22 protein-coding genes and 1 pseudogene are annotated in these 22,072 nt (G+C 44.2%); 8 read left to right on the forward strand and 15 right to left on the reverse strand.

Annotated elements, in window-relative coordinates; all coding sequences use genetic code 11:
- Positions 1-6: 6 nt before the first annotated feature.
- The 4 genes and pseudogenes from BTW01_RS13710 to BTW01_RS13725 all read right to left on the reverse strand — a co-directional run bounded on the left by BTW01_RS13710 (position 7) and on the right by BTW01_RS13725 (position 3,786).
- Positions 7-320, reverse strand: a pseudogene (locus BTW01_RS13710) (YusU family protein).
- Positions 321-1,148 (reverse strand): ABC transporter ATP-binding protein, encoded by an 828-nt coding sequence (locus BTW01_RS13715; RefSeq protein WP_162103608.1) that lies wholly within the window; start codon positions 1,146-1,148, stop codon positions 321-323.
- 176 nt (positions 1,149-1,324) lie between these two features.
- The gene (locus BTW01_RS13720; RefSeq protein ID WP_162103510.1) at positions 1,325-1,759 is read right to left on the reverse strand and encodes a YusW family protein; all 435 of its coding nucleotides are present in this window, start codon (positions 1,757-1,759) and stop codon (positions 1,325-1,327) included.
- A 218-nt stretch (positions 1,760-1,977) separates the two neighbouring features.
- Positions 1,978-3,786: a M3 family oligoendopeptidase gene (locus tag BTW01_RS13725; RefSeq protein ID WP_162103511.1), complete on the reverse strand. Its 1,809-nt coding sequence runs from the start codon at positions 3,784-3,786 to the stop codon at positions 1,978-1,980.
- A 132-nt stretch (positions 3,787-3,918) separates the two neighbouring features.
- On the opposite strand from BTW01_RS13725, the gene BTW01_RS13730 reads away from it, so the two are divergent.
- Positions 3,919-4,773, forward strand: a complete 855-nt coding sequence (locus BTW01_RS13730; protein WP_162103512.1) for an oxidoreductase — start codon at positions 3,919-3,921, stop codon at positions 4,771-4,773.
- A gap of 76 nt (positions 4,774-4,849) precedes the next feature.
- A complete protein-coding gene (locus BTW01_RS13735; RefSeq protein WP_162103513.1) occupies positions 4,850-5,311 on the forward strand; it encodes a Dps family protein in 462 nt (153 codons plus the stop codon).
- 256 nt (positions 5,312-5,567) lie between these two features.
- On the opposite strand, the gene BTW01_RS13740 is transcribed toward BTW01_RS13735, so the two are convergent.
- Complete coding sequence (locus BTW01_RS13740; RefSeq protein WP_162103514.1) at positions 5,568-6,938, reverse strand: S1C family serine protease; 1,371 nt, start codon at positions 6,936-6,938, stop codon at positions 5,568-5,570.
- A gap of 277 nt (positions 6,939-7,215) precedes the next feature.
- Between BTW01_RS13740 and cssR the strand changes: the two genes are divergently transcribed.
- Entirely contained in the window at positions 7,216-7,893 is a 678-nt protein-coding gene (cssR, locus tag BTW01_RS13745) for a secretion stress-responsive two-component system response regulator CssR (RefSeq protein ID WP_162103515.1), read from the forward strand.
- The gene (gene cssS, locus BTW01_RS13750) at positions 7,890-9,245 is read left to right on the forward strand and encodes a secretion stress-responsive two-component system sensor histidine kinase CssS (protein ID WP_162103516.1); all 1,356 of its coding nucleotides are present in this window, start codon (positions 7,890-7,892) and stop codon (positions 9,243-9,245) included. Before cssR ends, cssS begins: the two co-directional genes overlap by 4 nt.
- 28 nt (positions 9,246-9,273) lie before the next feature.
- On the opposite strand, the gene spxO is transcribed toward cssS, so the two are convergent.
- Positions 9,274-9,438, reverse strand: coding sequence for an anti-adapter protein SpxO (gene spxO, locus BTW01_RS13755; protein WP_162103517.1), 165 nt, complete (start codon positions 9,436-9,438; stop codon positions 9,274-9,276).
- 168 nt (positions 9,439-9,606) lie between these two features.
- On the opposite strand from spxO, the gene BTW01_RS13760 reads away from it, so the two are divergent.
- Positions 9,607-10,482, forward strand: a complete 876-nt coding sequence (locus BTW01_RS13760) for a TetR/AcrR family transcriptional regulator (RefSeq protein ID WP_162103518.1) — start codon at positions 9,607-9,609, stop codon at positions 10,480-10,482.
- A 39-nt stretch (positions 10,483-10,521) separates the two neighbouring features.
- Here the strand turns inward: BTW01_RS13760 and fumC are convergent, their stop codons facing one another.
- Positions 10,522-11,910 (reverse strand): class II fumarate hydratase, encoded by a 1,389-nt coding sequence (gene fumC / locus BTW01_RS13765; protein ID WP_162103519.1) that lies wholly within the window; start codon positions 11,908-11,910, stop codon positions 10,522-10,524.
- Positions 11,911-11,976: 66 nt separating this feature from the next.
- Positions 11,977-12,162: a YvzF family protein gene (locus BTW01_RS13770; RefSeq protein ID WP_162103520.1), complete on the reverse strand. Its 186-nt coding sequence runs from the start codon at positions 12,160-12,162 to the stop codon at positions 11,977-11,979.
- 116 nt (positions 12,163-12,278) lie between these two features.
- Here BTW01_RS13770 and BTW01_RS13775 point away from each other — a divergent pair, with 116 nt between their 5' ends.
- Genes BTW01_RS13775 through BTW01_RS13785 form a run of 3 tightly spaced genes read left to right on the forward strand, consistent with a single transcriptional unit; the run spans position 12,279 to position 15,905 of the window.
- A complete protein-coding gene (locus tag BTW01_RS13775) occupies positions 12,279-13,724 on the forward strand; it encodes a spore germination protein (protein ID WP_162103521.1) in 1,446 nt (481 codons plus the stop codon).
- Positions 13,693-14,790: a spore germination protein gene (locus BTW01_RS13780; RefSeq protein ID WP_162103522.1), complete on the forward strand. Its 1,098-nt coding sequence runs from the start codon at positions 13,693-13,695 to the stop codon at positions 14,788-14,790. The genes BTW01_RS13775 and BTW01_RS13780 overlap by 32 nt, the downstream gene beginning before the upstream one ends.
- Positions 14,787-15,905 carry a Ger(x)C family spore germination protein gene (locus BTW01_RS13785; RefSeq protein WP_162103523.1) on the forward strand — a complete coding sequence of 373 codons (1,119 nt, stop codon included), beginning with the start codon at positions 14,787-14,789 and terminating at the stop codon, positions 15,903-15,905. The genes BTW01_RS13780 and BTW01_RS13785 overlap by 4 nt, the downstream gene beginning before the upstream one ends.
- Before the next feature lie 6 nt (positions 15,906-15,911).
- Here the strand turns inward: BTW01_RS13785 and BTW01_RS13790 are convergent, their stop codons facing one another.
- The 7 genes from BTW01_RS13790 to BTW01_RS13820 form a co-directional block, all read right to left on the reverse strand.
- On the reverse strand, positions 15,912-16,208 hold the full coding sequence (locus tag BTW01_RS13790) for a response regulator transcription factor (RefSeq protein WP_419724072.1): 297 nt from the start codon (positions 16,206-16,208) through the stop codon (positions 15,912-15,914).
- A complete protein-coding gene (locus BTW01_RS13795) occupies positions 16,105-16,500 on the reverse strand; it encodes a protein liaI (protein ID WP_162103524.1) in 396 nt (131 codons plus the stop codon). Before BTW01_RS13795 ends, BTW01_RS13790 begins: the two co-directional genes overlap by 104 nt.
- Before the next feature lie 160 nt (positions 16,501-16,660).
- On the reverse strand, positions 16,661-17,929 hold the full coding sequence (locus tag BTW01_RS13800; RefSeq protein ID WP_162103525.1) for an MFS transporter: 1,269 nt from the start codon (positions 17,927-17,929) through the stop codon (positions 16,661-16,663).
- A 174-nt stretch (positions 17,930-18,103) separates the two neighbouring features.
- Positions 18,104-18,685: a cob(I)yrinic acid a,c-diamide adenosyltransferase gene (locus tag BTW01_RS13805; RefSeq protein ID WP_162103526.1), complete on the reverse strand. Its 582-nt coding sequence runs from the start codon at positions 18,683-18,685 to the stop codon at positions 18,104-18,106.
- Positions 18,686-18,706: 21 nt separating this feature from the next.
- The gene (locus BTW01_RS13810) at positions 18,707-20,035 is read right to left on the reverse strand and encodes an ATP-binding cassette domain-containing protein (protein ID WP_162103610.1); all 1,329 of its coding nucleotides are present in this window, start codon (positions 20,033-20,035) and stop codon (positions 18,707-18,709) included.
- The gene (locus BTW01_RS13815) at positions 20,035-21,096 is read right to left on the reverse strand and encodes a FecCD family ABC transporter permease (protein ID WP_162103527.1); all 1,062 of its coding nucleotides are present in this window, start codon (positions 21,094-21,096) and stop codon (positions 20,035-20,037) included. Before BTW01_RS13815 ends, BTW01_RS13810 begins: the two co-directional genes overlap by 1 nt.
- Positions 21,059-22,015 (reverse strand): ABC transporter substrate-binding protein, encoded by a 957-nt coding sequence (locus tag BTW01_RS13820; protein ID WP_162103528.1) that lies wholly within the window; start codon positions 22,013-22,015, stop codon positions 21,059-21,061. The genes BTW01_RS13815 and BTW01_RS13820 overlap by 38 nt, the downstream gene beginning before the upstream one ends.
- Positions 22,016-22,072: the final 57 nt, after the last annotated feature.

Below are 22,072 nucleotides of genomic sequence, written 5' to 3' on the forward strand. Positions count from 1 at the left end.
TAGCTATTATTTGTTTCGATGCGCCTCATTCAGTTCCTTAATATGCTGAATGATATCTTTAATGCCCTGCTTCGCGTCGGGATATGTTGCATTCCAATGCTTGGCGAGCGGCGGCATGCTTTTGGCGATATGTGTGTACAAAATCCATTGCTTTACTTCTTCTTTTAGCTCATTGCTTGTTTCACCAAGCAGAAGCTCAGTATACTTCTCCAGCAACCCATCCAGCTGCTCCTGAAGTTTTTGTTCCATTTCCATCTTCCTTTCGAAAAAACAGCAAGAAGCCCCTCATCCTGAGAAAGCTCCTTGCGCTGGGCGTTTATTTATCCATGTGATGTAAAAGCCGCTTCCCGGACAATGCACCTGCCTCTGCCATGAGGGATGCATAGAGGCGTTCCGAACAGCGGGTCCTGTGTGACCTGACAGTTCATAGAAAACACATTTTGCACAAGATCGCAAGTGATGACCTCTTCCGGACGGCCTTCAGCATAAATTTGTTTATCTTTTATGGCGACAAGATGATGGGCATAACGACACGCCAAGTTTAAGTCATGAAGAACCATCACAATCGTCCGCTCTTCCTTTTCATTCAGCTCAAACAGCAAATCAAGAATTTCAATTTGATGCGTCATGTCTAAATACGTTGTCGGTTCATCCAGAAGGATAATATCTGTTTCCTGCGCAAGCGTCATCGCGATCCAGGCTCGCTGGCGCTGTCCGCCTGACAAAGAATCGACGGCGCGGTCAGCCATGTTCTCAAGCTTCGTTGCTTTAAGAGCCCTCTCAACCGCCTCCTCATCCTCTTTTGACCACTGCTTCAGCCAATTTTGATAAGGATATCTTCCTTGTTTCACCAGCTGATGCACCGTAAGGCCCTCTGGAGCCGATGGACCCTGCGGCAGAATTGCGAGCTCTTTTGCGACTTCCTTTGTCGGAAGCTTGGCAATCGCTCTTCCTTCCAGCAGCACTGAACCGCCTCTCGGCTTCATCAGACGCGCTAATGAACGTAAAAGTGTCGATTTTCCGCAGCCATTGCTGCCGATAAATACGGTAATTTCACCTTTGGGAATTGTTAAATCCAACTCATCAATAATAACGGTATCTCCGTATCCTAAGCTCAGCGTTTCTGTAGAAATTGCACTCATACCCATAACCGCTCCTTTTTGCTGGCTTTTTAGCAGCACTATGTATTGCACGTTTTCTCCATGTGTATTTGGGTCAATTGTCATTAATGTTAATGTATTCGGTCATATTGCTCATTGTAGCAGAAAACGCTGATTTTGAAAATCATTTTCAATTAGATTTGGATATAATTGGCGTTTGCAGGTTATTTCTTAATTTCTCTAACGGAGCCATTGTTCAGCTTCAGCTTTAAGTTGATATGATGGTAATGGCTGTCCAGATTAAAGGCCTCCAGCACATTGCGGATCACTTCTGCTTCTGCCATCTGGTCTGTCACAGAAAGCTCGCTTAGGATGATTCTCATCTCATCTAATGCTTCTTCTCCCTCCTGTTTGACGCCAGAGAGCTTATCCAGTATTTCCGCTGTTTCCTGAGCCCCGTTTTTTGTATATATACTTTCATAACGATTATGCTCACCATCTCCGTAGCTCACATGAAGCGAGAAATCGCTGTACGGAACGGGTTTCTGCTGGGTGACAGCTGTATTTTTTTCTTCTGCCTGCTGCTCTTCATTGAGACGGCAGCCCGCAATCAGAACGACTGCCAGACAAACAGCCCCGGCTGTTCTGATCAAACGCATATATTTCCCCTCCTGTAGGATTCCATTTGTTTTAGGTATATCCAGACTATGAAATCCTCATTCAGGAGAGAATTGAAAAAGCCGAGGCGTTAAACTCCCGCATTCGTTGTCAAGACTGCGCCTCGGTGATCAATACGGAGCGGCGGTTGAATACTTAAGTATCCTGCCTAAACGACGCCATCATCACACCCTTCAAAAATTCTAGACTTCAAGAGTTTTCAATCACGCTGTGAAGATTCTGTCATTTGCAAAAAGTCTTCTGCGTCACGAACGGCCAGCTTGATGGCATTGTCCCAGAAATCGCGCTTCGTGATATCAGCGCCCAAATGTTTCATCGCCAAATCTTCCACAGTCATCGAAGCTGTATCTTGCAATAGTGCGATATACTTCTCTTCGAATGCGGTTTTTTCTTCAAGCGCCAATGCATAAATACCAAGAGAAAAAAGATAGCCGAACGTGTAAGGGAAATTGTAAAACGGAACCCTCGTGATATGAAAGTGAAGCTTTGACGCCCAAAAGAGCGGGTGATATTCTCCTAACGCATTGCAATACGCCTCTTTTTGCGCCGCTTCCATCAGCTCATTCAAACGGTCGGCCGGAATCACTCCACGCTTTCGTTCTTCATAAAATCTCGTTTCGAATAAGAATCTTGCATGGATATTCATGAAAAACGCAACGCTTCTTTGCACTTTATCTTCAAGAAGGACGAGCTTTTCTTCCTTCGTCTCCGCCTGTTGGACAGTCGCATCCGCCACAATCATCTCTGCAAATGTTGAAGCGGTTTCTGCAACGTTCATGGCGTAGGATCTGTTTAACGGCCTGACGTTGAGCATCGCTTCCTGATGGAACGCGTGGCCAAGCTCATGAGCAAGCGTTGAGACATTTGAGGCACTTCCCGAAAACGTCATGAAAATCCGTGATTCTCCGCTGTCAGGAAAACTCGTGCAAAAGCCGCCGACTCTTTTCCCGCTCCTGTCTTCCGCTTCAATCCAGCGGTCCCGAAACGCTTTTTCAGTGAACGCGGACAGTTTTTTGCCAAACGTTGAAAACTGGCTGACGATGACATTTGCAGCTTCATCATATGAATAAACCTTTCCCTCAGACCCGATCGGAGCCCCAACATCGTACCAACTGAGCTTTTCAAGACCGAGCATCGACGCTTTTCGATTCAGAAACTGAACGAACGGCTGCTTATTTTCCGTGATGACCTGCCACATCGTATCAAGTGTTTCCTTTTTCATCCTGTTGATTTGCAGCGGCTCCTTCAAGACGTCCTCCCAGCCGCGCGCTTTATAGGTCTCAAGCCGGAACCCCGCCAAATGATTTAGCGTGCTGCTGAACATATCCTGCTTGCTTTCCCACACTTGATGCAAACGTTCGTATATTGTTTTTCTAACAGTGCGGTCTCGATGATCCATCACATTTTCAGCCTGGCCGACAGACAACTGCTTGTTCACACCGTTTTCCTCATACGGAATCGTCATTTTCCCGACAATCATATTGTATAAGTCGCTCCAAGCGTGGTACCCGTCCACCGCGAGGTTTTCTACCAATTTTTCTTTACCTGGGCTAAGCTTTTCGGCAACCCGCTGTCTTCTTTCATGTAATATGTAAGATACATTCCGTAATCCCGGTTGGGTTAGCAATTCATCCCACACGTCTTGTTTGATGGCCACAAGCTTATGATCTAATGTGACGAGGGACGATTGAAAATCAGCATGAAGCCGATTTATGAGGGACTGATGCTCAACAGCCTTTTGATCATTAATATTTTGGGCCAGAAGGCAAGCAACAAAAGCACCGGCTTGCTGAAGCTTGACAGAAACCTGTTCAAATTCATCAAGCAAAGCAATCAGTCCCTCAGCATCTTCTGGCCTTTCAGGCACCTGAAAGGCCTCAGTCGTGTCATGAAATACACGCAGACCTTGTGACAGCTTTTGGATATAATCTTTGAACTCTTCTGATTGGCTCCCACCCTTAAAAAATGAATCAAGATCCCACTTTTGGTCTACTCCTTGCAGCGCCATACCACAAAACCCCTTTCCTGCTTTCGTTTTATTATAGAACAATTCTGAATTATTGTATAAAAGTTTCTTTTATAGCGTCATTTCCTGTTCATGATTGTACAATAGCTGTAGCAGTTAAATTGGAGGTATATGATGAATAAAAAAATTGCAATCGTAACAGGAGCGTCAAAAGGCTTTGGACAGCTGGCAGCCCTAAAGCTCGCCAAGTCATTTTTCGTGATTGCCACAACAAGACAGCCTGAGAAAGCTGAACAGCTGCGTGAAATGGCTGCCGCACACAATGTGGCTGATTCTATTCACATTATTGCTCTCGATGTCACAGATGAACAATCTATAGCTTCATTCGGTCAAGCCATTAGTACTTACGCTCCTATTGATCTTCTCGTCAACAACGCCGGAACAGCTTACGGGGGATTTGTCGAGGATGTGCCGATGGAACATTTCAGACAGCAATTTGAAACGAATGTCTTCGGAGTAATCCATGTGACAAAAACTATTCTGCCTTACATAAGAAAGCATGGCGGTGCAAAGATTATAAATGTGAGCAGCATCAGCGGCCTGACCGGATTTCCTGCGTTGTCGCCATATGCAGCGTCCAAGCATGCATTAGAGGGTTTCTCTGAAAGCCTTCGTATTGAGCTGCTTCCGTTCGGTATCGAAACCGCTTTGGTGGAACCTGGTTCATACAAAACGTCGATCTGGTCGACATCATTATCACATTATATGTCGGTGCCTGCTGACGATTCAGCTTATTATCACTACTATAAAAAGATTCTTACCTACGTTGAAAAAAACGCAGATGACAGCGGAGATCCCCAAGAGGTAGCCGACCTCATTTATCAATTAGCAACAAAGCAGCACGTAAAGAAATTGCGATATCCGATCGGAAAAGGCATCAAGCTTACCCTGTTATTCCGGTCGCTGTTCCCTTGGTCTGCATGGGAATATATCCTGAAGAAAAAACTATTCACCCGCCCTAAATTATAATAATTATAATTTAGTATTGATTTTTAATTGATATGTGATATAATTAAATTAACAGATCCAAGGAGGACGTTATCTTATGAAAACCGAAAACGCACAAACAAATCAAACATTAGTTGAGAATTCAATGAACACACAATTATCAAACTGGTTTCTTTTATACGCTAAGCTCCACCGTTTCCATTGGTATGTGAAAGGGCCTCATTTCTTTACATTGCACGAAAAATTTGAAGAACTATATGACCATGCGGCGGAAACAGCCGATACCATTGCTGAACGTCTGCTGGCAATCGGCGGACAGCCTGTTGCCACGCTGAAAGAATACACTGAGCATGCATCTATCACAGATGGCGGAAACGAAACATCAGCTTCAGAAATGGTACAAGCCTTAGTAAACGACTACAAACAAATAAGCAGCGAGTCTAAATTCGTAATCGGCCTGGCTGAAGAAAATCAAGATGACACAACAGCCGACTTGTTTGTCGGATTAGTTGGTGAAGTTGAAAAACAAGTGTGGATGCTTTCCGCTTACTTAGGATAAAAAAAGCTGAACCCTTTTCGGGTTCAGCTCAGCGTGTCGACAAACCCTCGCATTCGTTGTCAGGACTGCGCGCGTCGGTGCTCACGAATTTCAAATTTCAACATTCGCTGTGCTCCGATGCGCGCTCTTCCTAGACTTCAAGGGTTTTCAATCACGCTGAAAAGAAAGAAAGAAGACAAAGCCCTAAAACGAAAACGTTTTAGGGCTTTGTCTTCAATCTGAACTGAACCCTTTTCGGGTTCAGCTTTTTAATTACTTAACTTGAGCTGCTTTCTGCCTGCTTGGTCAGTGTCACGTTCAGCTTTTTCATTTTTCCGTTTCGCAGCACTTGGATTGTCGTTTTTTCTCCGACTTTCAGATCTTTGTAGAGGATCTGACGGATATCTGCGCTGCTCTCCACATCTTTACCTTTTAGTTTGACAATGACATCCTCGGATTTAATCCCTGCTTTTGCCGCCGGTGAGTTTGCTTGAACTTCTTTTACATAAACACCTTTGCCTAATTGATCTCCAAACAGTCCGAGCGTATTTTGCTGATAGGTTTCTGGCACTTGAGACATGTCAATCATTTGCACGCCTAAAAATGGTCGATCGACTTTCCCTTTTTCCAGCAGTTGGTCAACAATCGGCTCGACATCATTGCTTGGGATTGCAAATCCAAGTGATTCCACGCCGCTTTCGCTCACCTTCAAACTGTTGATGCCGATCACCTGGCCTCTTGCATTGATTAACGGGCCTCCGCTGTTTCCCGGATTGATCGCTGCGTCAGTTTGCAACACGTTCATTTCCACGGTACCTTGTGTTGTATCCACACCAATCGTCCGATTTAATCCGCTGATGATACCTTGTGTCACCGTACCGGAAAACTGCTGTCCGAGCGGATTTCCGATGGCAATGACCTTTTCGCCTGTGCGCAGCTGTGAAGAGTCACCAAAGCTCGCTACTTTTTTGATGTTTTTGCTGTTGATTTCCAAAACAGCCAAATCAGTAATGGTATCGCTGCCGACAAGCTTGGCAGTCTCCGTTTCGCCGTTGTCTAACGTGACAGTCAGCTTATTCGCGCCTTCAACGACATGATTGTTTGTAATCACATACGCTTTATTGCCATCTTTTTTGAAAATAACACCTGATCCGGTTCCGCTTTCACTTTCTGAGCTGGAGCCGCCTCCTGTGCCGAATGTGTTATTTTGCGAGGTTTGGATGTTAGAAATACCGACAATCGTCGGCTCTAAATCCCCCACCATATCAGCAACGTTTGAAGCATTCGTTATTGGTTCCGTTGTAAAATTACCAGACTGCACCTGTTTATTAGCAGAAACAGTATTAGTTGTATGATTTTGGTCTGACGGCAGATAAGGCGCGATGCCGAGCATCAAGCCGCCGCCAATAATACCGCCTAAAATCGGACTCAGCCAAGCGGCTCTTCGTTTCTTTTCTTTTTTCACAGCCGTTTCGGTCTTTTCCATTTCTATTGCAGCAGCTGTTTCCTGTTTTCCCGTTTCATATGTAACAGGCGCATCAAGCAATTCCTGTTGTTCAATCAGCTGCCGGTTTTCTTTATTCTGATGTTCTGGCCGTGAAGATTCTGATTGATGTTGATTGTTATAATCATCCCGTCGATCATCCATACTCTGACACTCCTTTAACCGTTTTTTATTTATCGTTACATATTGATCGCGTGTACAAGTTCAATTGTGCCAATGATGAGGAGAAAAGCAAAGCACCAAAATAAAATATGTTTGAACATCCTTCATCTTCCTCGCTCTTTTTCTCTTCCTTTCTTCCCTTATCTCTATCATAAACAAACATTGTGGGATAAAAATGAAAAGAATATGTGAAATTATGAAAATGTCCTGCCGTATGTTAAAACTAGTTTATAATGACGTTGAAAGGATGTGAAAAGCCTTGTCATACACCATTTATCTAGTTGAAGATGAGGATAACCTGAATGAACTGCTGACGAAGTATTTAGAGAATGAAGGCTGGAACATTACATCTTTTACGAAAGGTGAAGACGCCAGAAAGAAAATGACGCCGTCTCCCCACCTGTGGATTCTCGATATCATGCTGCCGGATACTGACGGCTATACATTAATAAAAGAAATCAAAGCGAAAGATCCTGATGTGCCTGTCATTTTTATTTCCGCCCGAGATGCAGATATTGACAGAGTGCTTGGCTTAGAGCTTGGCAGCAATGACTACATTTCAAAACCGTTTCTTCCGCGAGAGCTGATCATACGTGTGCAAAAGCTGCTGCAGCTCGTTTACAAGGGGACTCCGCCTGTACAAAAAAATGAAATCGCCGTCTCCACATATCGGATCGCTGAAGACGCCCGCGAGGTCTATGATGAAAACGGAAATATCATCAACTTGACGTCGAAGGAATTTGATCTGCTGCTATTGTTTATCCATCATAAAGGACATCCATACTCTCGTGAGGATATTCTCGTAAAAATATGGGGGCATGACTACTTTGGAACAGACCGGGTCGTCGATGACCTCGTCCGAAGACTGCGCAAAAAAATGCCTGAATTGAAGGTGGAGACGATTTACGGATTCGGCTACAGGATGATGACATCATGAAAAACAAACCGCTCTCGTTTCAAATATGGGTTGTCATATCCGGTATCCTGCTAGCGATATCTCTTTTACTGCTTGTGTTATTTTCAAACACGCTGCGCGATTTCTTTACAAATGAAACGTATACGACGATTGAAAATGAGCAGCATGTTCTGACCGAATACCGCCTGCCCGGTTCAATTGAACGGCGCTATTACAGTGAAGAAGCGACAGCACCGACAACCGTCCGCTCTGTACAGCATGTGCTGCTGCCTGAAAACGAAGAAGCTTCTTCAGACAAAAATTTACGCATACTGTCGTCTTCGTTTATCCATAAGGTGTATAAGCTGGCTGATAAACAGGAGGCTAAAAAGAAACGGTACAGCGCCGATGTCAATGGAGAGAAAGTGTTTTTTGTCATCAAAAAGGGGCTTTCCGTCAATGGACAATCAGCTATGATGCTCTCCTACGCGCTTGATTCTTATCGGGACGATCTAGCCTATACCCTATTCAAACAGCTTCTGTTGATTATAGCTGTTGTCATTTTATTAAGCTGGATTCCTGCCATTTGGCTTGCGAGATATTTATCAAGACCTCTCGTGTCATTTGAAAAGCACGTTAAACGGATTTCCGAACAGGACTGGGATGACCCAGTAAAAGTGGACCGGAAAGATGAAATCGGCAAATTAGGCCATACCATTGAAGAAATGCGCCAAAAGCTTGTGCAAAAGGATGAAACTGAAAGAACCCTCCTGCAAAATATTTCACATGATTTAAAAACGCCGGTTATGGTTATCAGAGGCTATACGCAATCGATTAAGGACGGAATTTTTCCTAAAGGAGATCTTGAAAATACAGTAGATGTCATTGAAGGCGAAGCCCTTAAGCTGGAGAAAAAAATTAAGGATTTATTATATTTAACGAAGCTGGATTATTTAGCGAAGCAAAACGTGCAGCACGGCATGTTCAGTATTCTGGAAGTGACAAAAGAAGTCATCGAAAGACTGAAGTGGGCGCGGAAAGAATTATCGTGGGACATTGATATAGAAGAAGACATTCTGATGCCGGGCGATTCGGAACAATGGAACAAACTCCTTGAAAACATTCTGGAAAATCAAATCCGCTATGCTGAGACAAAAATAAAAATCAGCATGAAACAAGATGATCGAAATATCGTGATCATCATTAAAAATGACGGCCCCCACATTGAAGATGAGATGCTCTCCAGCCTTTATGAGCCTTTTAGTAAAGGGAAGAAAGGCGAATTCGGCATTGGTCTCAGCATCGTAAAACGAATTTTAACTCTTCATAAGGCGTCTATCTCAATTGAAAATGACAAAACGGGTGTATCATACCGTATAACAGTACCAAAATAGACTGTAGATATTTTTGCAGTCTATTTTTTCATGTGAAAGAATAACCGTTAAAATCTCTGTAATTTGTTTTGAGCTGCTGCTTGCATTGATGAACCCATTTTTTCTCTGACAAGGTCTGCTTCGGATATTTGACTTTCTCCACTTTGATACCTCTGTTTCGCAAGCGGCTGATCATTTCATCCAATTCTCTCATATTAGATTCACCCTTTCGCTTGAGCTTTGACCATTCGGTCATCTCAACTTATAATATAAATAATACATGATAAAAAAACAAGTTACAATAAGGTTAATTTTATAGCAGAAGGTGTGACTAGATGGTCATATCCTCATGAGGCCTCCAGGCTCCGAAAGGGTGGTACCATTGAAGGAAAAAGAAAAGCTGATTATTGAAACAGCTTTAAAACTATTTGCCCAAAAAGGATATAATTCAACATCAGTTCAGGAAATCGCAAAAGAATGCAAAATTTCAAAAGGCGCTTTTTATATTTATTTTCCTTCGAAAGAAGCGCTTCTTCTGTCTATGCTGAACGACTATTACGATAAAACGTTTACCCGAATTTTAAATATTAAAACAAAGGGCGACAGTCCCAGAACGGCTTACCGTAAACAGCTGACCGTGCTCTATGAAAACATCCTTGAACACAAAGACTTTATCGGCATGCAGATGAAGGAAGGTTCTCTGCCTTACACAGAGGAAGTGGAGCAATGCGCAAAAAAAATCCGCCAGTCCTCACTTCAATTTCATATCGATAGCTTGCTGCACATTTACGGCAAAAAAGCGGAACCGTATACTGCAGAGCTTTGTTTTTTAATAGAGGGCATCAGTCAGATTTACCTGGAGTGCATGATTCTGCTCGGTTACACGGTGAAGCCTGATCAATTAGCTGATATCATTATGAATCGAATTGATGATATGGTAAAAGGCATGTCAGAACGAAATGATAAGCCTTTCATCACATTAGAAGAGGCGAGCTCATTATTTGGGCCTCTTACTCATGGACGGCCTGATCCGCTGACTGAATCGATTGTGAAAAGCCTTCGCAACAAAATCAACAGCTTACACACAAACTCCTCTCTTGAATTATCGGAGAGCTTGGACATACTTGAAGCAGAAATGAAGAAAAAAACACCGAAGCTCGCGATCATAAAAGGCATGATCCATAATTTGATGGAGTCTGAGGCTCTCGCTAAAGATGCGGAGCAGCTTAAATATTTATTAAAACAGCAACATATTTAGAAGAACGGCTGCTTCACAAGCAGCCGTTTTTTCTTTCTCTTATGCTTTTGGCTTCACCATATCTTCAGGCTTAACCATTTCGTTAAATTGCTCCTCTGTCAGCAATTCAAGCTTCAAAGCTGCTTCTTTCAGCGTCAATCCCTCTTTATGGGCGAGCTTGGCGATTTTCGCCGCGTTTTCATATCCGATGTGCGGGTTCAGCGCCGTAACAAGCATTAATGAATTTGACAGGTTTTCCTGAATGGTTTCTTTGTTAGGCTCAATACCGACGGCACATTTATCATGGAATGAATTCATGCCGTCACTCAGCAGCTGCACAGATTGCAGGAAGTTATAAATAATCACAGGCTTAAACACGTTCAATTCAAAGTTCCCTTGACTTGCCGCAAAGCCGATTGTCGCATCGTTCCCCATGATTTGCGCTGCAATCATCGTCAATGCTTCACTTTGTGTCGGGTTGACTTTACCAGGCATAATGGAGCTGCCCGGCTCATTTTCAGGGATGACGATTTCCCCGATGCCGCAGCGAGGTCCGCTTGCAAGCCATCTGACATCGTTCGCAATCTTCATTAAGTCAGCGGCGAGCGATTTTAGTGCGCCATGCGCATAAGTGATCTCATCATGGCTTGTCAGCGCGTGGAATTTATTTGGCGAGCTGCTGAACGTTTGGCCGGTCAGTTTTGTGATCTCTTCTGAGACAAGCTCTCCAAACTCTGGGTGAGCGTTGATTCCCGTTCCGACAGCCGTTCCGCCGATTGCAAGGGCACGCATTTTATCTGTCGCTTCCAAAATCATTTCCTTCGAACGGTCCAGCATGTAAACCCATCCGCTGATTTCCTGTCCGAGTGTCAAAGGCGTAGCATCCTGAAGGTGCGTGCGTCCGATTTTGACAATATCATTGTATGCTTTTGCCTTTTCGTCCAATGTATTGCGAAGCTGGTCAAGCGCAGGCACAAGCTGCTCGTAAACAGACAAAACTGCGGCAACATGCATCGCAGTCGGGAATGTGTCGTTTGAACTTTGGCTGCGGTTCACATCATCATTTGGATGAATGGTTTGATCAGAGTTTTTTTCATTTAATAAAGCAGTCGCACGGTTGGCCACTACTTCGTTCATATTCATGTTGCTTTGTGTGCCGCTTCCGGTCTGCCACACGACAAGCGGGAAGTTGTCATCGTATTTGCCTTTGAGCACATCATCACAAACCGCTGCAATCGCTTCAGCTTTTTCCGCATCCAGATTGCCGAGGCGTTTATTAGCGAGTGCTGCGCTTCGTTTCAAAATTGCAAACGCCTTCACAACACGCATCGGCATTTTTTCAGAACCGATCTTAAAGTTCTCCTTGCTTCGCTGTGTTTGGGCGCCCCAATATTTATCAGCAGGAACTTTTACTTCTCCCATGGTGTCTCGTTCAATTCTGAATTCCATTTATGTATCCCTCCATAACGGTTGCTTCAATAGAATGTAATTCGCCAATGATATAAAAAATCCTTTTTAATTTTCGAGCTTTGCAGATTTTAATTTTAATTCAAGATATACGCGGGAATCCTTTGAATACTTATACTTCGGATTCGTTCTGCCGTACTCCTTTGATGTATAGGAGACATCATAATGCTTTTCAAATGATTTAATGAGCTGTTCTATTTCTTCTTGTTTTCCTGCAAGCCTTACCTGTGCCACTTTCATATCCTCCGCTTTCATAAAAAACTTAACCCTGAAATACTGTAACACAGTATATCATTTTTTTAACAGGAAAAGATAACCTCTACTAAGGTTTTGGACAAGAGGTGACTTCCTTGGAACACACGTTTAAGGAATATATACATGATAATTTAGCATTGGTGCTTCCACAGCTTAAAGAAAATGATGATCTGGTCAAGAATAAAAAAATGCTGGCGAACGGACTTGTTTTTTACTATCTCTATTTTAGTGAATTGAATGATGAAAATTTGGTGTCAGAATCCATTAAAACCTTAATCAAAGATGAGGAGACCTTAACGCTTAACCAGATTAAAAAACGCCTTGACCAGCTTGACGCAAGACCCATTGAAACCGCGGAAAAAACGGTGGAGTCGATTCTCAGCGGCAATTGCGCTGTGTTTATCAACGGATTGGATAGGGCTTATATGCTGTCTACCGGGCAGAAAAAATCAAGAAGTCTGGCTGAGCCGACAACTGAAAAAGTGGTTCGGGGTCCAAAGGTAGCGTTTGTCGAAGATATGAATACAAATCTCGCTCTGATCAGGCAAAGAACTATGCATCCTAAGTTAATCACCAAAAAAATCATGATCGGCAAAAACAAGCTGAAGCCTGCAGCCATTATGTATATTGATGGCAGAGCGAAAAAGTCCGTCATAAAAGATGTGAAAGCGCGGCTTAAAAATGTCCAGCTGGAGGATATTCAGGACAGCGGAATGCTTGGAGAGCTTATTGAAGATAATAAATATTCGCCGTTTCCACAGATTCAAAATACGGAAAGGCCTGACAAGGTATCTTCGGCCCTGTTTAACGGCCGTGTGGCCATTTTGGTCGACAGTTCACCATTTGTGCTTCTCGTTCCCGTTTCTCTCGGTGTCCTGATGCAGTCGCCGGATGACTATTATGACCGCTGGATTTCAGCATCTCTCATCCGTTTGCTGCGTTTTGCTTCTATCTTTATTACCTTGTTTTTATCATCGATTTATATTGCACTCGTGTCCTTCCATCAAGGGCTGCTGCCGACCGCGCTCGCCGTTACGATTTCGGCAAACAGAGAAAATGTGCCGTTTCCGCCGATATTTGAAGCCTTGCTGATGGAAGTGACGATCGAGCTGTTGAGAGAAGCCGGACTGCGCCTTCCCAATTCGCTCGGACAGACGATCGGTCTAGTCGGGGGCGTTGTCATCGGTCAGGCGGCAGTGGAAGCAAATCTTGTCAGTTCGATTATGGTCATTGTCGTCAGTGTCATTGCCCTTGCATCCTTTACCGTTCCTCAATACGGAATGGGCCTGTCTTTCCGGGTGCTGCGTTTTGTTTCAATGTTTTCCGCCGCTATCCTTGGGCTGTACGGGATTATTTTATTTATGCTTGTTGTTTACACACACCTAACGAGACAAACGAGCTTTGGATCTCCCTATTTTTCGCCAAGCGGCTTCTTTAGCTTGAAAAATACGGATGACTCCATTATCCGTCTCCCGCTTAAAAACAAACCAAAAGAGGCGAATAATCCAAATGAGCCAAAAACAGACTCCAATCAAACTTAATACCTTTCAAGGTATTTCCATTATTGCAAATACAATGCTTGGGGCCGGCCTGTTAACATTACCGAGGGCACTGACGACTAAGACCAACACCCCCGACGGCTGGATTACGCTCATGTTAGAGGGCATTATATTTATTCTTTTCATCTATGTAAACACGCTTATTCAAAAAAAACATCAGTATGCTTCATTGTTTGAATACTTGCGGGAAGGGCTCGGAAAATGGATCGGCAGCATCATCAGCCTTTTGATCTGCTGCTATTTTATCGGAGTCGCCAGCTTTGAAACCCGGGCGATGGCTGAAATGGTTAAGTTTTTCCTGCTGGAGAGAACGCCAATTCAAGTGATTATTATAACGTTTATCTGCTGCGGTATCTATTTAATTGTAGGCGGTTTAAAGGATGTCTCCCGACTCTTTCCTTTTTATCTCGTCATTACGATCATTATTTTGCTGATTTTATTTGGTATCAGCTTTAAGATTTTTGATATCAATAATTTGCGCCCTGTTTTAGGTGAAGGTCTGCACCCTATTTTAAACTCCCTTACTGTCGTTTCCATCTCTTTTTTAGGAATGGAAGTGATGCTGTTTCTACCTGAACATATGAAGAAACAGAAATACACATTCAGATACTCAGTAATCGGCTTTGCGATTCCAATTGTTTTATATATCCTGACGTACCTCATTGTCGTTGGCGCTTTGACAGCTCCTGAGGTCAAAACACTGATATGGCCGACGATTTCCCTCTTTCAGTCCTTTGAGTTGAAAGGCACATTCATTGAACGGTTTGAATCGTTTTTACTGATCGTCTGGGTCATTCAATTTTTCACAACGTTTGTCATTTATGGATATCTTGCCGCGAATGGGCTCAAGAAGACGTTTGGGCTATCGGCTAAAAAAAGCATGATGCTCATTGGAGCGGCCGTCTTTTACTTTTCTCTGTGGCCGGATGACACAAACAAAGTCATCATGTATAGCGATTACCTCGGATACATGTTCATCGGTCTGTTTCTGCTTCCCTTTATTCTCTTTTTTATTGTAGCTCTTAAAAGGAGGATGACAGCAAAATGAAGATCAGGATTTTATGTATATTCATATGCCCCCTATTGCTGTCCGGATGCTGGGACAGCCGAAATATTGAGGATTTAAGCTTAGTCATTGGTGTTGGCTTAGACAAGTCGGATCATCAGAACTTAGAACTGACACAGCAAATTCTTGTGCCAAAAAAAGCTAGCTCCACAGAAAGTTCTTCATCTGATCCGACCCAGCTTTCTATCACAAAGGGTGAAACGGTTCATCAAATGATAAGAACATCTGCATTAAAGCATAATCCTACGTTTTCCCAGCATTTGCGTCTCATCCTGCTTTCCAAAAATGCGATTGCTGATCACGTCGGAATGGACGCGATCATTAACCAATTTGTTAGAGACAATGGGACAAGGAGGAGTTCGTACGTCTTTGTCACCAATAGCCGTCCTAAGGATGTATTTAAAATGAATGAGGGAGGCGAGCCTGCATCCAATGTGATTTATGCTCTGACAGAAAACAATTCAGTGACGATCAGAATGATGGATCCTGTTACGCTGGGAGAGATATCAGAGCATTTAACCTCTGATGATTCGTTTCTCATCCCGCATGTCGGTGAGGAAAACGGCAAACTCGCGATAAACGGGGCTGCTATCATCAAAAATAAATTTTGGCTCCGGGATTTAACACCGGGTGAGCTGCAAAACATAAACTTATTCACAGGCACTGTCCAAGGCGGCGTCATTGATATGAGGCATAACGGCAATCTTTTTTCTTATGAGGTATACTCCAGCAGCCGCAAGATCAAAACTGACTATAAGGACGGCAAGTTCAAGTTCACCGTCACACGCCATATTGAAGGCCGATTATCCGAGGACTGGGATACTAAGGAGGATTCTTTTAAGGATTCCTATATAAAAGGGATTGAAAAAACCATCGAAAAACGATTGCATGAAACAGTGACTGCGTTCGCAGGCAAACTGCAGGAAGATATCAAAGCAGATGTAACCGGTCTGGGAAACGAGGTTAGAATTCATTATCCTCAAAAGTGGAGCAAAATCGCAAGAAAATGGGATGATGAATATTTCAGCAATGCGGAAATAGACTACCGCATTCATGTGGTTGTCAGAGACTTCGGGACAAAAGGCGCGACGAAATAACGGACGCTATTTTACGAGGTGGTTTCGGTATGCATATACCGCAGCCTGCGTCCGGTCACTGACATCCAGCTTTGATAAAATATTAGTGATATGGGTTTTGACTGTTTTAATAGTGATAAACAGCTCCTCGCTAATTTCTTTATTTGTTTTTTCTTCCGCGATCAGGCAGAGAATTTCGAGCTCCCGTTTTGTTAATGATTCATGCGGGAGTGCGTTTTCTCCTGAGTGGCGCGCCGGGATAATACTTTTCCCGCCACTTTTGATAGGCAGCCGAAGCCGGTTCAGGGTCAAAAGACGATACACCGTTATCAGCTGATCCGTTTTTCATCAGCTTCCAGCCGTAATACACCGTAGCTGCCGCCAGCGCGATTCCGAGGACAAACGGAAGCGGGCAGACGAGCATGATTGCTCCGATGCCGCCAAGGATGATTCCTGTGATGGCTTTTCCTGCGGCAAACCTTTTGATTCCTGCGTATGTCATCAAGCTTCCAATGGCGAGCGGGATGATAAAGCCGAAGCTTCCCCCTCCGAAAAAGACAGAGACTCCAAAAACAATTAATAAGAATCCGCCTATCGTTTTTTTGTTTATCTTCATGCAGATCCTCCTTTCGTTTTCCTTGTCTTCATCTTAAACAAGTTGGCATTTGCGCAAAACGAACAGAGATTGATTTTTATATAAGACTAGAGTCTTATCATGCCCCGGACCCATAGACACAAAAAAACGCCATGCACGAGGCATGGCATTTCAAAACCCTTTACAAATGAACACTTGCTTCCCTTTCTTTGACCAGGTCGGACCGTTCTGCTTTAGCCAGCTTTGTGAACAGTAAAATTCCGATACCTGCAATAATTTCAACAACTCCTCCGACAGCGATCACAGTTCCTGAGCCAAAAGCATTCGCGGCATATCCGCAAATAACAGCTCCGGCAGGAATGGAGATATTTGAGATCATATGTATAACGGCGTAGACTTGCGGCTGATCCTCACTATCCACAGAGGTCTGGATAATCGTGTACTCAGGAACATTAACAGCACTGACTGCAGCGCCAAAGGTAAACGCAGCGAGAAAAACGAGCGGCAAAAATGTATTCATCCCAGTAATAAAGAAAGCGAATCCTTCAATAATGCCGGCCGTTACGAATAGCAGGCCGTATCTATTCACCTTGACTTTCGCCAGCACAAATCCTAATAAAAAAGCGCCTGCGGCGGTGGTGGCCTTTAAAAATGAGTAAACGATCGGATTGCCGTTTAAATCCTCCGCTACATAAACGGCTGAGAGTGCTTCCCAAGGTGCAGCCGCGAAATTCATAAAGATACAGTAAATGGCGAGCGGATATAAAATCTGATGTTTTCTCACGAGCGTAAAACCGCGTTTCAGTCTGCCGATATATGTGCCTCTCTGCGCAACGGCAGCAGATTCTAATTGAGATTGAACAGCAGTGTACTTAATAAAAAGGACGAGAAAACCAGAAACCAAATAAAGGATGAGTGCGATAAGCATTGTATAAGAAGGGCTGATAAATGTCAGAATAGCGCCGCATAATGTGACAGCTCCGAGCCGGACAATTTGGGCGGAGGATTGCAGCACAGCGTTTGCTTTTTGAATGCCCTCTTCATTTACGATTTGGGGAATTAAAGCGATGGAGGCGGGATTATAGGCAGCTCCTGTTGCAGAATGCACAATCATAAGGGTCATGACAAACCACAATGGAGAAAAACCCGCAAAATGGCAAAGAGGAATGATCAAGACAATCGCAGCCCTCGTCAAATCTGAAAAGTACATCCAAAATTTCAGTGTGGTCTGTTTCATGAAAGGACCTGTCACAGGCGCCAGTACAGCTTCTGGCAAGAAGGTGACAGCAATCAATAAAGCAGTGCCGATCGCACCTTTGCCATCATAAATTAAAAACCATAATATTGAGTTAAATGCGAACATATCGCCGGATATCTTGACTATTCTTGAGAAAAAAAGATAATTGAAATTTCTCTTCCAGATGCTATCACTTTCAATTAAATTCACCATCTATCAGAGCCCCCTATTGCCTATTTTTTACATCTATTTGTTACAATATCTCATTTTTTCATTTTTCGGTCAATAATTCGTAAGGTTCATTTTTTGTCGTAAAATAGGAGATTGACAGAATGAAAAACAAAAATCCGGCATGCAGAGTGAACACGCCGAATTTGTTTTCTTTTTTTATGATTTGCTGTTGTTTTGGTCCCGAAACACAACAGCACTTCTTTCATATTCTACATCACCAATGCTGCTTCTCACATTCACAACGCGGGCGGCGGCAAAGAAATAGTCGGACAAGCGATTCAAATAACGCAGCACTGTTTCATGGATCTCTTCTGATTTCATCAGGGCCACCACTCGTCGTTCCGCCCGTCTCGTAATAGTGCGCGCACAATGGAGAAGCGCAGCACCCTTTGAGCCGCCCGGAAGAATAAATTTCTTCAGTTCCGGTGCTTCCGCTGTATAGGCATCAATACGCGTTTCTAAAAAGGAAACGGATTCTTCCGTTAGTTTATAGTCTTTTTTTTCTGTGACGATTGCCAGATCGCCTCCGCAATCAAACAGCTCATGCTGGATCATCAGCAGCTCTGCTGTCACATCTTCAAAGCCGGACTGCCCGGAAAGCTCAGCTAAACAAAGTCCGACAAAGCTGTTCAGTTCATCAATAGTGCCGTAGCTTTCGACCCGAAGGCTATCCTTGTCCGTTCTGCCTCCTACTAGACTCGTTTGTCCTTTATCGCCTGTTTTGGTATATAGTTTCATTCATCTCTCTCCTTTACAGACTTATTCAAACAGCTCTTCCGCCTCTTTTACACATTCAGCCATTCCCGCCTTTATCAATTGAATGAGCTGCTTTTTTGTGTGTTCAGATTGCTGAATTTGTGTCGCAGCGATGAGCATATCCCCCTCTGCCTGTCTGTCTCTCAGCACTTTCGTCCGTTCTGCTTCCGCAGCCATAAGGATGTTGACGAAGGATTGATCTGATACATATCCATTGATCAAAATCCAGATCGAAAACCCTGTCATGACACATATGAAAACGGATAGCTCACCATCCTCATACGTTCGATACACGAAATGGTCAAGCCTTCCTGATGACGCCATCGCACACGTTTCCGGCAGATGAAAACCGTTTTCTGATAGATAAGCCGTCAGCCCATCGATTGGATCCGCCTGAAACGGCAGCCTTTTATGGATAAGCGTCCTGCTCCACGAAAACCCCGCACCGACAGGAGCTGAGGACAATGTGCGAAGCGGGAGGTCCGTTTGAAGGATAATGTCATCACGCCCCGCTTGGAGCATTGCTTCAAATGGGATGCGCAGCTGGTCCACACTTGCTTTTTCAGGCTGAATCACAATCATCGGTTTAGAGGAGCTGTGATGAACCAAAGCAGTGATATCTGTATCGTACACCGTCTTTATATGATGTTCTGTGACCGCATATTCCGGCTTTTGCTTAGGTCCGGCTATACCGTTTTTCATAAACAAGAGCTCGTCACAATACAGGCTCGCAGTATTCAAATCATGAAAAACGCTGACAACCGCCAATCCGCTTTCTCTTGTCAGGCGTTTGATCAGATCGAGCAATTCTTTTTGATAAGACAGATCGAGAAAATTGGTCGGCTCGTCCAAAAATAACATACGTGGCTGCTGCGCCAAAGCTTGGGCTACATACACCCGCTGCTGTTCACCTCCGCTTAATTCACGGATCGATTTTTGAGCAAATGCAGCCACTCCTGTTTGCTCCATTGCTTCCAGTACAATGGCTTCATCCTTTTCAGTCTGCTGTCTGAACAGCCCTGTTTGGAATGGATATCTGCCGAAAGCTACCGTTTCTTTGACGGTAAAGGTAAAGGCTTGATCCGTTTTTTGCGGCAGGACAGCCATCATGCGCGCCAGTTCCTTCGGTTTATAGTCCGCAAGCGGTTTGCCAGCTAGATAAACGCTGCCTTCCTTCGCCGGCAGCGTACCTGTCAGCAAATGCAAAAGCGTTGTTTTTCCGCTGCCATTAGGGCCGAGAATTCCGAGAAATTCACCCCGCTCCACTGTTAAGCTGACATTGCTGATCAGCCTGCTGTCTCCATATCCCCCCGATAGTCCTTCTGCTTTCATCATAAGCCTTTCCCCCCACGATGCTGACGAATTAAAATAAGAGCGAAAACAGGCGCTCCCGCCAAGGATGTAATAATCCCAATCGGCAGTTCAATCGGTTCAATAATCGTTCTTGAAAGCAGATCGGATAAAACGAGAAACCCTGCTCCGAGCAAGGCGGAGATAGGCAGTAAATGCCGATGATCTGTTCCCCACAAAAGCCTTGTAATATGCGGAATGAGAAGGCCGACAAAGCCGATCGTGCCCGACACAGCAACAGCGCTCCCTGTCAAAAGAGAGCCGGCTATTAAAATTAGCACTTTTCTCTGCTGGACACTGACTCCGAGAAGCCTTGCTTTATCTTCTCCATAAGTCATCACATTCAGCTCTCTTCCGTTAATAATCAGTAAAACCGTTCCTAAAAGAAAAAACGGGAGAAACAACATAATATAGCTCCAGCCCCTCATTGAGACGCTGCCAAGCAGCCAGTGCACAATCGGCAGCAGATTGTCGCCTGTCAGGGCAATAATAAGAGAAATAAAAGCGCCCAAAAATGAGTTGATGATGACACCGGTCAAAATGAGGGTGGAAACAGTCATCGATGCATGCACGAGGCGGCTAAAGGATAGGACAGCCGCAATCGTAACAAGTGCCGCGGCTACACTCACAACCGGGAGTGTGAACCCTCCGATGACAGGAAGCTGCAAGCCGAAGAACAGGGTCACCACCGCGCCGACTGAAGCACCGGACGAAACGCCCAGCGTGTAGGGATCAGCAAGCGGGTTCTTCAGCAGCCCCTGAAAAGCGGCCCCTGCGATAGAAAGAGCCGCCCCCACAAGGGCGGCCAGCACAACTCTCGGCAGTCTGATATTCATTATAATATTGGTGTACATCGGGTCATCAGAGCCAATAGAGCCGCCAAAGCATTCATACCAAAAGACACGAAAGATAGCGGGGATGGGAATTTGCAGGCTTCCGCAAGAAATTCCTATCACGATGCAGGCAGCTAAAAATGAAAAACTGATGATATATGCGGCATAACGATTATTCCTTAAACGTATTCGGGTAAATGCTTTCCGCAAGTTCTTCGACCCCTTCGATCAGACGGGGACCGGAGCGTGTCACGAGATCAGGATCCACATCATACACGCGATGATGTTTCACAGCATTGATGTCACTCCAGCCATCACGATTTTCCACTACTTTCGCTTTTACCCCATCTGTTGTCACAATAGCGTCAGGATTGAGTTTTACGATCGCCTCGTCTGTCATTTGCACCCAGCCTGTTTGGTCTGCTGCTGTGTTTTTAGCATGGATGACATTCAGCATTTCATTCATGAACGTGTCTTTTCCGGTTGTGTAAATGTCAGGATCAGGAGAAACCTCGATAAATACGCTTTTCTCCTCGTCTTTTGGAATGGTTTTTGCTTTATCTTGAATATCCTGCAAATCTGATTTCATGTTTTTCACGAGCTGATCGGCTTTTTTCTCTGCCCCGGCAGCTTCTCCGATCATTTCGATTGACTTGTACACCTCGGAAAATGATTTTGCATCATTGACAGTCACCACGGTAATGCCCGCGTCCTTCAGCTGTTTGATGGCATCAGCTGAAGCTGACATGGAAGATTCATGCGCAAGAACGAGATCTGGCTTTAAAGACATGACTTTCTCAACGTTTATATTCATATCTCCGACCTTCTCAACCTTTTTGACTTCCTTTGGGTATGTATCGTTTGTGGTGACGCCGACCATTTTGTCACCGAGGCCGAGAGCGTATGTGATTTCTGTATTGCTCGGCATTAATGAAACAATCTTGTTCGGCTTCTTTTTAATGGTCACTTCTTGATTTGACGCATCATCAATCGTGACAGGAAACGCTTCAGACGCTTCTGTCTTTTGCTTCGCCTTTGGATCGTTCTTCTGATCGGCTGTATTGCCGCAGCCTGCGATCATAACAGCAGCCAGCAAAAGCGCAATCCATATTCCGGCTCGTTTTTTCATAACCTTTCCTCCTAAGTAAATTAAAAAAAGCATCTCTACGACGGTAAAGATGCTGTA

Origin of the sequence: Bacillus sp. SKDU12 (assembly GCF_010093085.1) — a bacterium.
GTDB lineage: Bacteria > Bacillota > Bacilli > Bacillales > Bacillaceae > Bacillus > Bacillus mexicanus.

Excerpts from the sequence above, each read along its gene's own strand:
- BTW01_RS13740 (WP_162103514.1), bottom strand. The coding sequence starts at position 6,938 with ATGGATGATCGACGGGATGATTATAACAATCAACATCAATCAGAATCT.
- cssS (WP_162103516.1), top strand. The coding sequence starts at position 7,890 with ATGAAAAACAAACCGCTCTCGTTTCAAATATGGGTTGTCATATCCGGT.
- BTW01_RS13795 (WP_162103524.1), bottom strand. The coding sequence starts at position 16,500 with ATGAAGATAAACAAAAAAACGATAGGCGGATTCTTATTAATTGTTTTT.
- BTW01_RS13810 (WP_162103610.1), bottom strand. The coding sequence starts at position 20,035 with ATGAAAGCAGAAGGACTATCGGGGGGATATGGAGACAGCAGGCTGATC.
- BTW01_RS13805 (WP_162103526.1), bottom strand. The coding sequence starts at position 18,685 with ATGAAACTATATACCAAAACAGGCGATAAAGGACAAACGAGTCTAGTA.
- BTW01_RS13730 (WP_162103512.1), top strand. The coding sequence starts at position 3,919 with ATGAATAAAAAAATTGCAATCGTAACAGGAGCGTCAAAAGGCTTTGGA.
- BTW01_RS13780 (WP_162103522.1), top strand. The coding sequence starts at position 13,693 with ATGAGCCAAAAACAGACTCCAATCAAACTTAATACCTTTCAAGGTATT.
- BTW01_RS13820 (WP_162103528.1), bottom strand. The coding sequence starts at position 22,015 with ATGAAAAAACGAGCCGGAATATGGATTGCGCTTTTGCTGGCTGCTGTT.
- BTW01_RS13785 (WP_162103523.1), top strand. The coding sequence starts at position 14,787 with ATGAAGATCAGGATTTTATGTATATTCATATGCCCCCTATTGCTGTCC.
- BTW01_RS13735 (WP_162103513.1), top strand. The coding sequence starts at position 4,850 with ATGAAAACCGAAAACGCACAAACAAATCAAACATTAGTTGAGAATTCA.
- BTW01_RS13720 (WP_162103510.1), bottom strand. The coding sequence starts at position 1,759 with ATGCGTTTGATCAGAACAGCCGGGGCTGTTTGTCTGGCAGTCGTTCTG.
- BTW01_RS13800 (WP_162103525.1), bottom strand. The coding sequence starts at position 17,929 with ATGGTGAATTTAATTGAAAGTGATAGCATCTGGAAGAGAAATTTCAAT.
- fumC (WP_162103519.1), bottom strand. The coding sequence starts at position 11,910 with ATGGAATTCAGAATTGAACGAGACACCATGGGAGAAGTAAAAGTTCCT.
- BTW01_RS13715 (WP_162103608.1), bottom strand. The coding sequence starts at position 1,148 with ATGGGTATGAGTGCAATTTCTACAGAAACGCTGAGCTTAGGATACGGA.
- BTW01_RS13725 (WP_162103511.1), bottom strand. The coding sequence starts at position 3,786 with ATGGCGCTGCAAGGAGTAGACCAAAAGTGGGATCTTGATTCATTTTTT.
- spxO (WP_162103517.1), bottom strand. The coding sequence starts at position 9,438 with ATGAGAGAATTGGATGAAATGATCAGCCGCTTGCGAAACAGAGGTATC.